Genomic DNA, 14,850 nt, shown 5'->3' with positions numbered 1-14,850 from the left:
GCTGTTCGCACAGAATTGATCAAGGGGGAGCCACTCGCCGCAGTCGCGGCAGCGGCGGTGGCCATCCCGGCCAGCCGAAAGCATGTCCGTTTTATCCAGCTATGCCCTATTCGCCCCCTTTTTGGACATAGCCCCTGACAAATTCCTCCGCGTTCTCTTCCAGGACGGAGTCGATCTCGTCGAGCAGGTCGTCGACGTCCTCGGTGATCTCGGCGTGCCGCTCGGCCACCTCGGGGTTGGCCTCGGTGGTGACGTCCTCGATTTCCTCGCCCTGGCGGGACTTGCCGGACTGCGACTGGCCGCCGCTGTCATGAGTGGCCATTGCTGCCTCCTCCACGATCGTCTGCGATGAACTTACCTCGCTGGGGCGACGAAAAGCCCGCCGCGCGCCGGCTTGCGGCACACAGCGGGCATTCGGTTGGCGCGGTCAGCCGCCGGTCAGCGTCTCCAGCAGGTCCTTGGCGCTGGCGCAGCGGTCGAACAGGGCCCCGACGTGGGCACGGGTGCCCCGCTCCGGCTCCATCATCGGTACCCGGACCAGCGACTCCCGACCCACGTCGAAGATCACCGAGTCCCAGCTCGCGGCGACCACCTCGGAGGCGTACTGCGCGAGGCAGCGGCCCCGGAAGTAGGCCCGGGTGTCCTCCGGGGGCTCGGTCATCGCGCTGCGGACCTCCTCGTCGGTGAGCAGCGTCTTCATCGCCCCACGGGAGACGAGCCGGTTGTAGAGGCCCTTCTCCGGGCGTACGTCGGAGTACTGCAGGTCGACGAGCTGGAGCTTGTGGGAGCCCCAGCCGAGCTTCTCCCGCTCCCGGTAGCCCTCCAGCAGCCGTAGCTTGGCCACCCAGTCCAACTCGTCCACGCAGAGCATCGGGTCGCGACCGAGCCGATCCAGGACGCCCTCCCACCGGTCCAGCACGTCGGCGGTCTGCTCGTCGACGTCGGCGCCGTACCGGTCGTCGACAAAGGACCGCACCCGCTCGAGGTACGCCCACTGCACGTCCAGGGCGGTCAGGCGGCGGCCGTCGCGCAGCCGCATGAGGTGCGTGAGGGACGGGTCGTGGCTGACCGCGCGCAGTTCGCTGACCGGGTCGGCGATGCCGAGGTCGGCGCTGAGCGCCTTCTCTTCGATCATGGTGAGGATCAGCGCGGTAGTGCCCACCTTGAGGTAGGTGGAGATCTCGGAGAGGTTGGCGTCGCCGATGATGACGTGCAGCCGGCGGTACTTGTCGGCGTCGGCGTGCGGCTCGTCGCGGGTGTTGATGATCGGGCGCTTGAGGGTGGTCTCGAGGCCGACCTCGACCTCGAAGAAGTCGGCGCGCTGGGAGATCTGGAAGCCGCTCTGCCCGCCGTCCTGTCCGATGCCGACGCGGCCGGCGCCGCAGACGATCTGGCGGGTCACGAAGAAGGGCGTCAGGTACGCCACGATGTCGGCGAACGGGGTCTGCCGGCGCATCAGGTAGTTCTCGTGGGCGCCGTAGCTCGCGCCCTTGTTGTCGGTGTTGTTCTTGTAGAGGTGGATGGGCTGGCTGCCGGGGATGGTGGCGGCGCGGCGGGACGCCTCGGCCATCACCCGCTCGCCGGCCTTGTCCCAACGCACGATGTCGCGGGGGGTGGTGACCTCGGGGGTGGAGTATTCGGGGTGCGCGTGGTCCACGTAGAGGCGTGCGCCGTTGGTGAGTATCACGTTGGCCAGGCCGAGGTCCTCGTCGGCGAGGGCCTCGGCGGGGTCGTAGGCGGCCCCGGAGTAGGTGAAGCCGCGGGCGTCGCGCAGCGGCGACTCTTCCTCGTAGTCCCAGCGGGCGCGACCGCCCCGGTTGAGTTCGGGCCGGGCCCCGTAGGCGTTGACCACCTGGGACGAGGTGACCATCGGGTTGGCTCCGGCCTGGCCGGGCACGGAGATGCCGTACTCGACCTCGGTGCCCATGATCCGTCTTACGCTCATCGACCTACCCGCTTCGCTCGCCCGACCCGGTCCCCGTCACGTCGAGCGTAGTCCGACTGTTCGGGGTCGGGGGCGCGCCGGTGCGGGCGGGTCACGGGTGTCGCCCCGCGTCCCGCCCGCCGCGTTCAGTACTTGATGATCATTGGAACGGTGGTGACCCGACCGCGCAGGTCCGGGTACCTGGTCAGCAGCTTGTCGACGCGTCGTTGCGCGGCCGGGTCGCTGATCAGCAGGCGGAGCGGACCGCGGGTCGAGCGCAGGATCTCGCGGGTCCGCTCGGGTTCCTCGAACATCGGCAGGTAGATCGCCGGCTCGCTCTGGGCGGTGGTGCCCTGTAGGGCGGAGAGGCAGATCGATTCCACGTAGCCGCGGTAGCCGGTCCGGTCGAGCACGACGGTGATGGTGCCCGGCTGGTCGGGGTGGCGGCGGTAGGCCGCGGCGCAGACCTGGGCGACCCTCGACGGCTTGTCGACGCTGTGCTGGACCCAGAGCTGGGTCCAGCTCTGCTTGTCCACCGTGAGCAGGCTCCGACTCCAACCGGTGAGCCCGCAGAGGATCACGACGGTGAGCACGGCCAGCGCGGCGACGAGCGCGGGGACGGCGGCGGTGCGGGCCCGGTCGGCACGTGCGTCGGCCTTCGGCACGGGCAGCAGCACGACCAGGGCGGCGGTGCCGACGATGAGCCCGACGGTGGCGAGGTGCACGCCCTTCATGAAGTAGTAGGCGGGTTGGACGCCGGCGAGGATGTTGGCGAGGGCGATGGCGAGGGCGAAGCCGACGGCCACCAGCACGGCGGCGAGGTGCCGGCGCCAGGCCCGGTCGGCGCGACGGGCCTGGATCACCAGGCCGATGAGGACGATCGGGGTGAGGCCGAGCAGCGCCCGCCAGGCCTCGGCGAGTTCCGGGCCGGCCTTGGCGTCGAGCGCCTCGGTCTGGGACGCGCCGAACACCCCCAGCAGCAGGGGCAACGGCGCGAGCAGGGCGGTCACCAGGCCGACGGCGAGCACGGTCCGGCGGATGCGGAGCAACTCCCGGCGGTGCGCGATCAGCCAACCGAACACCAGCAGCCCGGCCGGGGGGAGGAACAGGTAGTAGGTGAAGCCGATGCCGATGAGCAGGGCGCCGAGCAGAACGAGTTGTTCCCGGTTGCCGGCGAGCGGGCGTACGACGAGCGCGGTCAGCGCGACGGCGAGCGCGAGCCCCAGCACCTCGCTGGGGTAGCCGGCGATGAGCAGGCGGGGCAGTTGGCTGCCGAGGACGAGGGCGCCGACGACGACGGTCAGGACGACCCGGTGCAGCGGGTGCAGGGGTCCGGGAAGTCGTTGGGCGGCCCAGAAGAGGGTGAGCACGAACAGGCCGAAGGTGGCGAAGCACCACCACTCGTAGTGGCTGAGGCTACTGGCACCGCTCGGGGTGCCGGTGGCGGAGCGCAGGTGCGCGTCGAGCACGGCGGCGTTGAGGTGCCAGCCCTGCGGGTAGCGGGCGAGCAGGGAGACGATGTCGTCGCGGGCGGCCGACGGGTCGAGGAAGACGTACCCGCCGAGCCGGCCGATGGCGTCGACGAGGGCGACGTGGCGGAAGTTGTCCTCGCCGAGGGCGAGCAGGCTGAGGCGGCCGACGAGCGCGCTGGCCCGCAGCCAGGGCGACGCGAGGTAGCCGACGACGGCGACGGTGGTGACGACCGGCAGCAGGTCGGTCCAGCCGGGCCGGGGCAGGGCGGGACGTCGGCCGGTCAGCACGGCGGTGAGGGCGAGGACGGTGAGTGCGGTACCGCTGACCGCGACGGGGTGCAATCCCCAGGGCCAGACGGTGAAGAGCAGCCCGCCGACCGTGGTGGCGCCGACGAGCAGCAGCATGGCGAGCACGAGCCGGTCGAGCAGGGTGCGGCCGCCGCGGAGCAGGCTGGCCGTGGCCAGCAGCACGAGCGGGGGCAGCAGCCAGGCCAGGTGCAGGGGGTGCGCCACCGCGGGTACCAGCCAGGCGACCGCCAGCGCGACGAGCAGCGCGCGGTACGGGCGGGTGGGAGGAGGGGTCCGCGGGTCGACCGCCGCACGTGCCGGCGGGTCGGTGACGGTGAGTTCGGACGGCACGCGGATCCTCGACGTTTCGCAGGGTTGGAAGCGCCACAGCGTACCGGGTCGGGTGGGCGGGTGTGGGCCGGTGTGAACGAGCGGGGCCCGGGACGCGATGCGTCCCGGGCCCCGCTGGTGTCGGCGCCTGCCTACAGGTACTGGCCGGTGTTGCTGGCGGTCTCGATGGACCGGCCGGCCTCGGTGCCCTTGCCGCCGGAGACGAGCGTACGGATGTAGACGATCCGTTCGCCCTTCTTGCCGGAGATTCGGGCCCAGTCGTCGGGGTTGGTGGTGTTGGGCAGGTCCTCGTTCTCGCGGAACTCGTCGACGCAGGCGTCGAGGAGGTGCTGCAGGCGTAGGCCCTTGCGACCGGAGGTGAGGAATTCCTTGATGGCCATCTTCTTGCTCCGGTCGACGATGTTCTGGATCATCGCGCCGGAGTTGAAGTCCTTGAAGTAGAGGACTTCCTTGTCACCGTTGGCGTAGGTGACCTCGAGGAAGCGGTTCTCCTCGGTCTCCGAGTACATCCGCAGAACGACGGCGTCGATCATCGCGGCCACCGTGGCCTGCGCGTCGGTGCCGTGTTCGGCGAGGTCGTCCGGGTGCAGTGGCAGCCCGGAGAGGATGTACTTGGAGAAGATGTCCTTGGCCGCCTCGGCGTCCGGCCGCTCGATCTTGATCTTGACGTCGAGCCGGCCCGGGCGCAGGATCGCCGGGTCGATCATGTCTTCCCGGTTGGAGGCGCCGATGACGATGACGTTCTCCAGCCCCTCCACGCCGTCGATCTCGCTGAGCAGCTGCGGAACGATGGTGTTCTCCACGTCGGACGAGACGCCGGAGCCACGGGTCCGGAAGATCGAGTCCATCTCGTCGAAGAACACGATCACCGGGGTGCCCTCACCGGCCTTCTCCCGAGCCCGCTGGAAGATCAGCCGGATGTGCCGCTCGGTCTCGCCGACGTACTTGTTGAGCAGCTCCGGGCCCTTGATGTTCAGGAAGAAGCTGGTGTGCTTCTCCTTGCCCTGCCGCTCGGCGATCTTCTTGGCCAGGGAGTTGGCCACCGCCTTGGCGATCAGCGTCTTGCCGCAACCGGGCGGCCCGTAGAGCAGGATGCCCTTGGGCGGACGGAGCTGGTGCTCACGGAACAGGTCCGCGTGCAGGAACGGCAGCTCCACCGCGTCGCGGATCTGCTCGATCTGGGACTGGAGGCCACCGATGTCGGAGTAGTCGACGTCCGGCACCTCCTCCAGGACCAGCTCCTCGACCTCGCTCTTCGGGATCCGCTCGTACGCGTACGCCGAGCGGGGCTCGATCATGAGCGAGTCGCCGGCCCGGATCGCCGAGCCGATGAGCGTCTCGGCGAGGTGCACGATGCGCTCCTCGTCGGAGTGGGAGACCACCAGCGCCCGGTCGCCCGGCCCGCCGTTCGGCCCCTCCAGCACCTCCTTGAGCATCACGACCTCGCCGACCCGCTCGTACCCGAACGCGTCGACGATGTTGAGCGCGTCGTTGAGCAGGACCTCCTGGCCGCGCCGCAGCTCGGCCACGTCCAGCGAGGGCGAGACGGCGACCCGCAGTTTGCGGCCGCCGGTGAACACGTCCACGGTGCCGTCGTCGTGCTTGGCCAGGAAGACTCCGTAGCCACTCGGCGGCTGTGCGAGCCGGTCGATCTCCTCCTTGAGCGTGACGATCTGCGTGCGAGCCTCCTTGAGGGTGCTCACCAGCCGGTCGTTGTTCTCGGTCAGCCGCGCCAACTGTGCCTGGGTGGCCGCCAGCCGCTCTTCGAGCTGCCGGACGTGTCGGGGGCTTTCGGTCAACTTGCGCCGCACCAGGGCGAGTTCCTCCTGAAGGAACGCGACCTGCGTGGAGAGATCGTGGGCTTCCTTCTCCCACCGTGCGGCGCGCGAGTCCGCGTCGTCGCTGCGTGCTGCCACGTCCCACCTCCCCGGGGGGCTTGAACGTTCTGAGCTAACACTAGCCGCTATGAGCCCGATTCGGTCCCACGCAACACCCTCGTCACTGAACCTTGATCGCCAAGGGGTGGTCTGCGGGGTCGTTAACGGCGTTCGGGTACCGTCGGAGGCTGGTACGGGAGAACATGGGGGGTGCACCGGTGGCCGAGGTCGCGACCGACCAGTTGCAGGTCTGGGTGGACCAGGATCTCTGCACGGGCGATGGGCTCTGCGTGCAGTACGCGCCAGAGGTGTTCGAGTTCGACATCGACGGCCTGGCGTACGTCAAGGGCGCCGACGGTGAGCTGAGGTTGGCCCCGGGCAGCCGGGTCGACGTGCCCGAGCACCTGCGACTCGAAGTGATCGACTCCGCGAAGGAGTGCCCGGGCGACTGCATCCACGTGGTGCGCGCCGACGGCGTCGAGATCGCCGGCCCGGACGCCGAGGACGACTGAACCGACGCCGCGCGGTCCGCGCGACGCCGGCCCGAAGCGGGTACGCCTCAGAGCATCGGGCGGCCGACCACCGAGGCGACCAGCCGCGCGAACTCCTCCAGCCGGGCGATCTGCCCGGCCCCACCGTCGTCGAGGGTCTTGCCGAACCGCAGCGCGTCGTGCCGGGGCGTACCGGCCATCTCCTCGCTCGGCGGCGCCTCGTCGAGCGAGGTGAGCAGCAGGTAGACGTCGATGCTGTCGACCCGGATCTCGCCGCTCTCGGAGCGGTTCAGCCGCCGCCGGCAGCCCACCTCGGTGACCGTGGAGACCGGCACCACCCGCAGTGACGACGTCATGGAACCCGGCGGCCCCTCCCCCGGCGGCACGTCCTCGCCGTGCCAGAGGATCAGCCGGCTGCCGTCGCAGACGACGACCTCCTGCCACACCCCGTTGACCTCGTTGACGAAGCGTTCCAGGGTGAAGCCGAGCACCGAGGCGCCGCGGAGCACCCCGCCGAGCGCTTCCAGCGCGACGTCCGGGTCCCGCAGATAGGCGCGCGCCGCCGACTCCAGGTCCTGGTAGGGCGACCAGTCCGGAAACACGGCGGGCAGGTCGCCGCCGCCGTAACCCGGTCGGCTCATCGGGCCGCCTCCCCCCGCTCACCGATGGTCACGGCCTGTCCATCTCCCCCGTCGCGTCGGGCTGCGCGTCGGCGGCCTGGGCGGCGGCTGCCTGGCGGGCCGCCTCGGCCGCGCGCAGGTCCTCGCGACGCTGCACGTACGCCTCGGTGCCCTTGCTGGGTTTGCGGCGACGCGGCGGCGCGGTGACGCCCGGGGCGAGCTTGCGCGCCGAGACCAGGAACGCGGTGTGCGCGATCATCCGGTGGTCGGGTCGGACGGCGAGGCCCTCGGCGTGCCAGTCGCGCACCAGCGACTCCCAGGCGCGCGGCTCGGTCCAGCCGCCGCGCTCACGCAGCGCCTCGACCAGCTCGGAGAGCTGCGGGGTGGTGGCGACGTACCCGATGAACACGCCGCCGGGCACCAACGCCCGCTCGACCATGTCGAGGGTCTCCCAGGGGGTGAGCATGTCCAGGATGATCCGGTCGAAGCCGGTCTCCTGGCACTGCGCGACGTCGCCGACGTGCAGGTGCCACGACGGGTGCGGCCCGTTGAAGAACGCCTCGACGTTGCGCTTGGCGATCTGGGCGAAGTCGTCGCGTACCTCGAACGAGTGCAGCTCACCCTCGGTGCCGACGGCGCGCAGCAGGGAGCAGCTCAGCGCGCCGGAGCCGGCGCCGGCCTCGAGGACCTTCGCGCCGGGGAAGATGTCGCCCATCGCGACGATCTGCGCCGAGTCCTTCGGGTAGATCACCTGGGCGCCGCGCGGCATGGAGAGCACGTAGTCCGACAGCAGCGGACGCAGCGCCAGGAACGCGGTGCCGCCGCCGGAGGTGGTCACCACGCTGCCGTCGGGCAGCCCGATCAGCGCGTCGTGCGCCAGGATGCCGCGGTGGGTGTGGAACTCCTTGCCGTGCTCCAGCGTGACGGTGTGCATCCGCCCCTTGGGGTCGGTCAGCTGCACCCGGTCGCCGGGCCGGAACGGGCCGCGGTGCACGGGTGTCAACGTCCGGGGGGCGTCGTCGGCTGCGACGGTGGAGGGAGTTGCGGTCACGGTGTCATCTTCCGGTTGGGTTCGAGGAGCTGTGCCAGGTCCCCGATGTGCAGAATGCCGACGACATCTTCGCCTGACGTCACCACGTACTGCGCGCCCGGGTGGGTCTGCACGGCCTCCATCACCCGTTCGCCGTCGAGTCCCAGCGTCAGGGTGGGGAGCGCGGTGAGCGGCCGGGCGACCGAGTCCACCGCCAGCCAGGCGCGACGCTCGACGGGTACGGCTGCGGCGGCGGCCGGGTCGACCAACGCCACCGGGTGGCCGGTGGAGTCGGTGACCAGCAGCGCGGCGGCGGGCTGCCCGCCCTCGGCGCGGCGGCGCTGGGCCTCGGCCAGCGGCGTGCCGGTGGTCACCGGCCAGATCGGCCGCGCCAGTTGGGCCAGGTCGATCAGCGGGAACCGTCGGCTGACCCGCGCGGCGCGGATCGACTGCCCGGCGCCGCGCCAGAGGGTGACGGCGACCAGCAGCATCAGCGGCAGCGCCACCGGGGCCAGGTGGTCGGTGGCGGTCAGCAACCCGACCAGCGCGGCGGTGCCGACGGCGACGGCCCGGCCGGCCCAGCCGGCGACCTCGGTGCCACGGTGCCGGTCACGGGTGAGACCCCACACGGCGGCGCGTAGCGCCCGGCCGCCGTCCAGCGGCAGCCCGGGCAGGATGTTGAACACCGCCACGATGACGTTGCTCAGCGCGAGCTGGAAGGCGAGCTGGTGGCCGACGGTGCCCGCCGGCAGGGCGAGGGTGGCGGCAACCGCGAGAACGCCGAGCACCGCGGACACCGCCGGGCCGGCCAGCGAGACCAGCAGGTCGATCCGGGGCGTCGGGGCGTCCCGCTCCATCTCGGTGTACCCGCCGAGCAGTTCGAGGGTGATTCCCCGCACACCGATGCCGTAGCGGCGGGCGGTGAGCGCGTGGCCCAGCTCGTGCAGCAGCACCGAGCCGAGCAGGGAGACCACGAATCCGAAGCCGATGAGGTAGCCGCTGATCTGCGGCAGGTCCAGTTGTCGGCGGGCGAACTCGGCGTAGAGCACGGCGACCAGCACGGCGAGCAGGAGCATCGACGCGTTGAGGTGCAGGGGCACCCCGAACACCCGGCCCACGCTCAGACCGGGTCGCCGGTCGGACCGGCGCGGCGGCCGGGAGGTCTGCTCCATCGCACCGATGCTACGGACCGGTCACCTGCGGGGCGGGCGGCGGGCGGTGTCACACCGGTGCCCTAACCTTTGCGCACATGACGGCGGAACCGGTCACCACCCCCCAGTCCTCTTCCCCGGCGCAGACGCCGCCGACGGTACGGGCCTCGCTGTCGCCGTCGCGGGCGGCGGATTTCAAGACCTGTCCGCTGCTCTACCGGTTCCGCAGCATCGACCGGCTACCCGAGCGGACGACCATCGAGCAGGCCCGGGGCACGCTGGTACACGCGGTGCTGGAGCGGCTGTTCGACCTGCCCGCGTCGGGCCGCACACCGGCCGCGGCCGGTGACCTGGTGGCCCCCCAGTGGGACCGACTGGTCACCGAGCAGCCGGAGCTGGCCGCGATCTTCGACGACGCCGAGCCGGCCGGCCCGGTGGAGTTCCTGCGCTCCGCGGCGGGGCTGCTCGAGGGCTACTTCGCGGTGGAGGATCCGACCCGCCTGGAACCGGCCGAGCGCGAGAGCCTGATCTCGGCGGTCGTCGACGAGGAGCTGCTGATCCGGGGCTACCTCGACCGGCTCGACGTGGCCCCGGACGGCGCGCTGCGGGTGGTCGACTACAAGACCGGCGGCGCGCCCCGGGAGGCGTTCGAGGCCCGGGCGCTGTTCCAACTGAAGTTCTACGCGCTGGTGCTGTGGCGCACCCGTGGGGTGGTGCCCCGGGTGCTACGCCTGCTCTACCTGCGCGACGCCGAGGTGTTGGACTACACGCCCGACGCCGACGAGCTGGTCCGCTTCGAGCGCACCGTGGTGGCGCTGTGGCGGGCGATCGAGCAGGCCACCGCCCGGCAGGATTTCCGACCCCGTCCGAGCAAGCTGTGCGGCTGGTGCAGTCACCAGGCGCGGTGCCCCACGTTCGGCGGCACCCCACCCCCGTTCCCCGTAACGGCGACCACCGCCAACCCCCTCCGCGACGCCCGCACCACCCCCGCACCCCCCGGCGCCGACGAGTAACCCCCACCCCACCCGCCCCCGCCCCGCCCCCGCCCCGCCGATCTTGCACTTTCGGATGTCGACTTCATCGGATTCGCACCATCCGTCGCAGCAGAAAGTGCAAGATCGACGGCGTCCGGACGGCCCAGCCCCGGCACCGCCCGACCGGAGCGGTGCTGTCCGGGTCGGGACAGGGCGCCCGGCCGACCTCTACCGTGGTCCGCGACGCACAGGCCGGCGACGCGGGACGGGAGACGACATGAGCGATCGGGTGGCCCCGGCGCGGCCGGTACGGATCCTGCTCGCCGACGACCAGCCGCTGCTACGGACGGGCTTTCGGATGGTGCTGGGCGCCGAGGGCGACCTGGACGTGGTGGCGGAGGCCGGTGACGGCGTGGAGGCCGTGGAGCTGTCCCGACGGCTCCTGCCCGACGTCGTGCTGATGGACATCCGGATGCCCCGCATGGACGGGGTGGCGGCGACCCGGGCCATCGTCGACTCCCGCCTGCCGGTGCGGGTGCTGGTGCTGACGACGTTCGACCTCGACGAGTACGTGGTGGGGGCGCTGCGCGCGGGCGCGAGCGGATTCCTGGCCAAGGACGTACCCGCCGAGGAGCTGATCGCTGCGATCCGCACGGTGGCCGGCGGGGACGCGGTGGTCGCGCCCCGGATCCTGCGGCGACTGCTCGACCGCTTCGCCGACCTGTTGCCCGACCCGGCGGCGACGCCGTCGGCGGCCCTCAACGCGCTCACCGACCGGGAACGTGAGGTGCTGGTGCAGGTCGCCCGAGGACTGTCCAACGCCGAGATCGCGGCGGTGTTGTCGGTCAGTGAGACGACCGTCAAGACCCACGTCGGGCACCTGCTGACCAAGCTGCGGCTGCGCGACCGCGTGCAGGCCGTCGTGCTGGCGTACGAGTCGGGTCTGGTCCGCCCACGGGCGTAGCCGCCGCGCGGCGACTACCTCACCCGGCGTACCCGAAGATCCCCCCGTGGAGGGACGGCCGGGGTTGCCGTCGTCACCTACCGTGACCGGAGGCGGCGTCGCGCGGTTGACCCTCCTGTGACGTGCGGGGGAAGTGTGCAAAACCGGTCGATCGGCCGTCGGGTCAGGGGCAACCCTGATGCGGCATGGGGGTGCACCCGCAGCGGGAAATCCGCTGCGCGTCCCCCCAGGGGCGGACGGGATGGGCGCTCGCGGCGCCGATGATTGAACGGTCGCGCCGGACCATCGGGGGGCGGCGTGGGATTCGGACAGACGGAAGAGGTAGATGACGTGACCGCGACGGTAGGCCGGCAGGCGCAGGCCGCGGCCCGGGCGAACGACGTGTGGAAGGTGTACGGCAGCGGCGAGGCTCAGGTCATCGCCCTGCGCGGGGTCAGCGCGGAGTTCGAACGTGGCCGCTTCACCGCGATCATGGGCCCGTCGGGTTCCGGCAAGTCGACGTTGATGCACTGCCTCGCCGGTCTGGACTCGGTGACCCGGGGGACGGTGTCGATCGGTGAGACGACGGTCACCGGGCTGGGCGACTCGGGGCTGACGAAGCTGCGCCGGGACAAGGTGGGCTTCATCTTCCAGCAGTTCAACCTGCTGCCGACGCTCACCGCGAAGGAGAACATCCTGCTGCCGATGTCGATCGCCGGGCGCAAGCCCGACCAGGCCTGGTACGACACGGTGATCAAGACGGTGGGCCTGCAGGACCGGCTGGACCACCGGCCGGCGCAGCTCTCCGGCGGTCAGCAGCAGCGGGTGGCGTGCGCGCGGGCGCTCGTCGCCCGCCCCGAGGTGATCTTCGCGGACGAGCCGACCGGAAACCTGGACTCGCGCTCCGGCGCGGAGGTGCTCGGCTTCCTGCGCGACTCGGTGCGCGAGCACGGTCAGACCATCGTGATGGTGACCCACGACCCGACCGCCGCCGCGTACGCCGACCGGGTGGTCTTCCTGGCCGACGGTCAGATCGTGTCGGAGCTGATCGAGCCGACCGCCGACACGGTGCTGGACACCATGAAGAAGCTGGACACTCCGGCCGAGGTGGGCAACTGATGTTCCGGGCGACACTCAAGAGTCTGCTGGCCCGCAAGGTCCGGCTGATCCTGTCCGCGCTGGCGGTGGTGCTCGGGGTCATGTTCGTCTCCGGCGCGTTCGTGCTGACCGACACGCTGGGTCGCTCCTTCGACTCGGTGTTCGCCGACGGCTTCTCCGAGATCGACGTGAACGTCGCGGCGAAGCCCAAGATCGAGGTCAGCGAGTTGGAGGGCGAGCAGACCGCCGCTCCGCTGCCGGCCGCCGTGGTGGACCGGGTCAAGCAGGTGCCGGGGGTGGCCACGGCGACCGGTGTCGTCAACGCCGACGGCGCGCGGGTGATCGGCAGCAACGGCAAGGTGGTCACGTCGTTCGGTCCGCCGCAGCTCGGTGAGAACTGGGTCGGTGAGAGCGACCTGCTGCAACTGCGCGAGGGGCGCGCGCCGCAGGCCGACGATGAGATCGTGATCAACAAGTCGCTGGCCACGACCGCGAAGGTGCGCGTCGGCGAGAAGGTCGGCGTGCTGACCGCGTTCGAGTCGAAGAAGCGGGAGTTCACCCTCGTCGGCGTCGCCGGCTACAGCGGTGACCGGGACTCGATCGGCGGCGTCAACGAGGTCTTCTTCACCACGCCGGTGGCGCAGCGGCTGATGCTGGGCGAGCCGGGGATGTTCAGCAGCATCACGGTGACCGCCGCCGGCGGCGTCTCGGACGAGGCGCTGCGCGACGACATGGCCCGCGCCCTGGGCGCGGACTACGACGTGAAGACCGGCGAGCAACTGGCCGAGGACGCCGCGGCCAGCCTCAAGGAGGGCCTGTCGTTCTTCAACAAGATCCTGCTGGGCTTCGCCGCGGTGGCGCTGCTGGTCGCCACGTTCCTGATCCTCAACACCTTCTCGATCATCGTGGCGCAGCGCACCCGGGAGCTGGCGCTGATGCGTGCCATCGGGGCGAGCGGTCGCCAGATCATCGGCTCGGTGGTCCTGGAGGCCATCGCGGTCGGTCTGCTGGCGTCGGTGCTCGGTCTGGCCGCCGGCATCGGGGTCGGCGCGCTGCTGGCGTTCCTCTTCGGCAAGCTGGCCGGTGGGCTGACCCTGGCCGGGATCGGCGTGCCGGCGGCGGCCGTGATCGGGTCGTTCGGCGTCGGCCTGGTGATCACCGTGGTGGCGGCGCTGTTGCCGGCGCTGCGGGCGGCTCGGATCCCGCCGATCGCCGCCATGCAGGACGTGGCCACCCCGGACCGGCCGTTGACCAAGGTCACCGTGGCCGGGTCGGTGGTCACCGGCATCGGCGCGGTGCTGCTGTTCCTCGGGCTCAGCGGCAACGCGGGCGACCAGACGCTCGCCACCATCCTGGGCGGCGTGCTGTTCGCCTTCATCGGTGTGGCGCTGCTGACGCCACTGATCAGCCGGCCGGTGGTGAACCTGCTCGGTGCGATCTTCTCCTGGTCGGTGCCGGGCAAGCTGGGCCGGCTCAACTCCGGGCGCAACCCGCGTCGTACCGCGATCACGGCCGCCGCGTTGATGGTCGGCATCGCGCTGGTCACCGGCATCACGGTGATCCTCGACTCGGCCAAGAGCAGCATCAGCGCGCTCGCCCAGGACACCATCAAGGCCGAGCTGGTGATCGCCGGTCAGCAGGGCGGTCCGCGTCCGCCGAGCTTCGACTCGGGCGTGCTGGACCAGGTGAAGGCGCTGCCCGGCGTGCGGATGGTCGACGGTGAGTACGGCGACATGGCGCGCGTCGACGGCAAGAGCACGTGGGTGGCGGCGAGCAGCGACGTCGCGTCCCTGCGGCAGATCTTCGGCGCGAAGGCCACCGCCGGTGACATCGACCGGCTGTCGCCGACCCAGATGCTGGTCAGCTCGGACACCGCGACGTCGCGCGGCTGGTCGGTCGGCTCGACCGTGAACGTGCAGCTGACCCGGGGTGCGGCCCGCACGTACACGATCAGCGGCATCTACGAGTCGTCGCAGTTGACCAACCCGGTGACGTTGCCGGCGACGGCGGCGAAGGACTTCGCGATCCCGCAGCCCATCCAGGGCTTCATCCAGCTCGCGCCGGGCGCCCGGGTGGCCGACGTGCAACCTCGGGTGGAGACGCTGCTCGCGGACAGCCCCGAGGTGTCGGTGGCCGACCGGGACGCGTTCATCAAGCAGCAGACCGGTCAGCTCGACGGGCTGCTCACGATGATCAAGATCCTGCTGGCGCTGGCCATCATCATCGCCGGGCTCGGCATCATCAACACCCTGGCGCTGTCGGTGCTGGAACGGACCCGGGAGCTGGGACTGCTGCGGGCGATCGGCCTGCGTCGCGGCCAGACGATGGGCATGATCACCGTGGAGGCGGTGGTGATCTCCGTGTTCGGCGCGCTGCTGGGCGTGGCGGTCGGCACCGGCCTCGGCGCCGCCGTGGTCGAGGCGCTCAAGGACGAGGGCATCACCGACCTGAACCTGCCCTGGGGGCAGATGGTCGTCTTCCTCGGTCTCGCCGCGATCATCGGGGTGGTGGCCGCGGTGCTCCCCGCCGTGCGGGCGGCCCGGATCAACGTCCTGGGCGCGATCGCCCACGACTGACGTCAGGTACGACAGCGAGGGGGTCCCGCACCGCAGGACCCCCTCGTTGTTTGCG

12 protein-coding genes are annotated in these 14,850 nt (G+C 71.1%); 5 read left to right on the top strand and 7 right to left on the bottom strand.

Annotated elements, in window-relative coordinates:
* Positions 1 to 106: 106 nt before the first annotated feature.
* The 4 genes from ABZ272_RS28530 to arc form a co-directional block, all read right to left on the bottom strand.
* On the bottom strand, positions 107 to 322 hold the full coding sequence (locus ABZ272_RS28530) for a ubiquitin-like protein Pup (RefSeq protein WP_088948111.1): 216 nt from the start codon (positions 320 to 322) through the stop codon (positions 107 to 109).
* Positions 323 to 427: 105 nt separating this feature from the next.
* The gene (gene dop, locus ABZ272_RS28525) at positions 428 to 1,945 is read right to left on the bottom strand and encodes a depupylase/deamidase Dop (RefSeq protein WP_355053020.1); all 1,518 of its coding nucleotides are present in this window, start codon (positions 1,943 to 1,945) and stop codon (positions 428 to 430) included.
* Between the two features lie 125 nt (positions 1,946 to 2,070).
* Positions 2,071 to 4,035: a hypothetical protein gene (locus ABZ272_RS28520; protein WP_355053019.1), complete on the bottom strand. Its 1,965-nt coding sequence runs from the start codon at positions 4,033 to 4,035 to the stop codon at positions 2,071 to 2,073.
* A 131-nt stretch (positions 4,036 to 4,166) separates the two neighbouring features.
* Positions 4,167 to 5,951, bottom strand: a complete 1,785-nt coding sequence (gene arc / locus ABZ272_RS28515; protein WP_355053018.1) for a proteasome ATPase — start codon at positions 5,949 to 5,951, stop codon at positions 4,167 to 4,169.
* A 179-nt stretch (positions 5,952 to 6,130) separates the two neighbouring features.
* On the opposite strand from arc, the gene ABZ272_RS28510 reads away from it, so the two are divergent.
* Entirely contained in the window at positions 6,131 to 6,424 is a 294-nt protein-coding gene (locus tag ABZ272_RS28510) for a ferredoxin (protein ID WP_355053017.1), read from the top strand.
* A 47-nt stretch (positions 6,425 to 6,471) separates the two neighbouring features.
* On the opposite strand, the gene ABZ272_RS28505 is transcribed toward ABZ272_RS28510, so the two are convergent.
* Genes ABZ272_RS28505 through ABZ272_RS28495 form a run of 3 tightly spaced genes read right to left on the bottom strand, consistent with a single transcriptional unit; the run spans position 6,472 to position 9,225 of the window.
* Positions 6,472 to 7,044, bottom strand: coding sequence for a hypothetical protein (locus ABZ272_RS28505; RefSeq protein ID WP_355053016.1), 573 nt, complete (start codon positions 7,042 to 7,044; stop codon positions 6,472 to 6,474).
* Between the two features lie 28 nt (positions 7,045 to 7,072).
* Positions 7,073 to 8,026 carry a tRNA (adenine-N1)-methyltransferase gene (locus ABZ272_RS28500; protein ID WP_355053060.1) on the bottom strand — a complete coding sequence of 318 codons (954 nt, stop codon included), beginning with the start codon at positions 8,024 to 8,026 and terminating at the stop codon, positions 7,073 to 7,075.
* 44 nt (positions 8,027 to 8,070) lie between these two features.
* Positions 8,071 to 9,225 (bottom strand): site-2 protease family protein, encoded by a 1,155-nt coding sequence (locus ABZ272_RS28495; RefSeq protein WP_355053015.1) that lies wholly within the window; start codon positions 9,223 to 9,225, stop codon positions 8,071 to 8,073.
* Between the two features lie 77 nt (positions 9,226 to 9,302).
* Between ABZ272_RS28495 and ABZ272_RS28490 the strand changes: the two genes are divergently transcribed.
* From ABZ272_RS28490 to ABZ272_RS28475, 4 genes are all read left to right on the top strand, one after another.
* Positions 9,303 to 10,217 (top strand): PD-(D/E)XK nuclease family protein, encoded by a 915-nt coding sequence (locus ABZ272_RS28490; RefSeq protein WP_355053014.1) that lies wholly within the window; start codon positions 9,303 to 9,305, stop codon positions 10,215 to 10,217.
* Positions 10,218 to 10,455: 238 nt separating this feature from the next.
* Positions 10,456 to 11,142 carry a response regulator transcription factor gene (locus ABZ272_RS28485; protein ID WP_355053013.1) on the top strand — a complete coding sequence of 229 codons (687 nt, stop codon included), beginning with the start codon at positions 10,456 to 10,458 and terminating at the stop codon, positions 11,140 to 11,142.
* 330 nt (positions 11,143 to 11,472) lie between these two features.
* Entirely contained in the window at positions 11,473 to 12,240 is a 768-nt protein-coding gene (locus ABZ272_RS28480; protein ID WP_355053012.1) for an ABC transporter ATP-binding protein, read from the top strand.
* Positions 12,240 to 14,795: an ABC transporter permease gene (locus ABZ272_RS28475; RefSeq protein WP_355053011.1), complete on the top strand. Its 2,556-nt coding sequence runs from the start codon at positions 12,240 to 12,242 to the stop codon at positions 14,793 to 14,795. Before ABZ272_RS28480 ends, ABZ272_RS28475 begins: the two co-directional genes overlap by 1 nt.
* Positions 14,796 to 14,850 lie beyond the last annotated feature (55 nt).

The organism is Micromonospora sp. NPDC005979 (assembly GCF_040614415.1).
Lineage (GTDB): Bacteria > Actinomycetota > Actinomycetes > Mycobacteriales > Micromonosporaceae > Micromonospora.
Note: the sequence above shows the minus strand (reverse complement) of the source record. Positions and strands in the feature narration are given on the sequence as shown.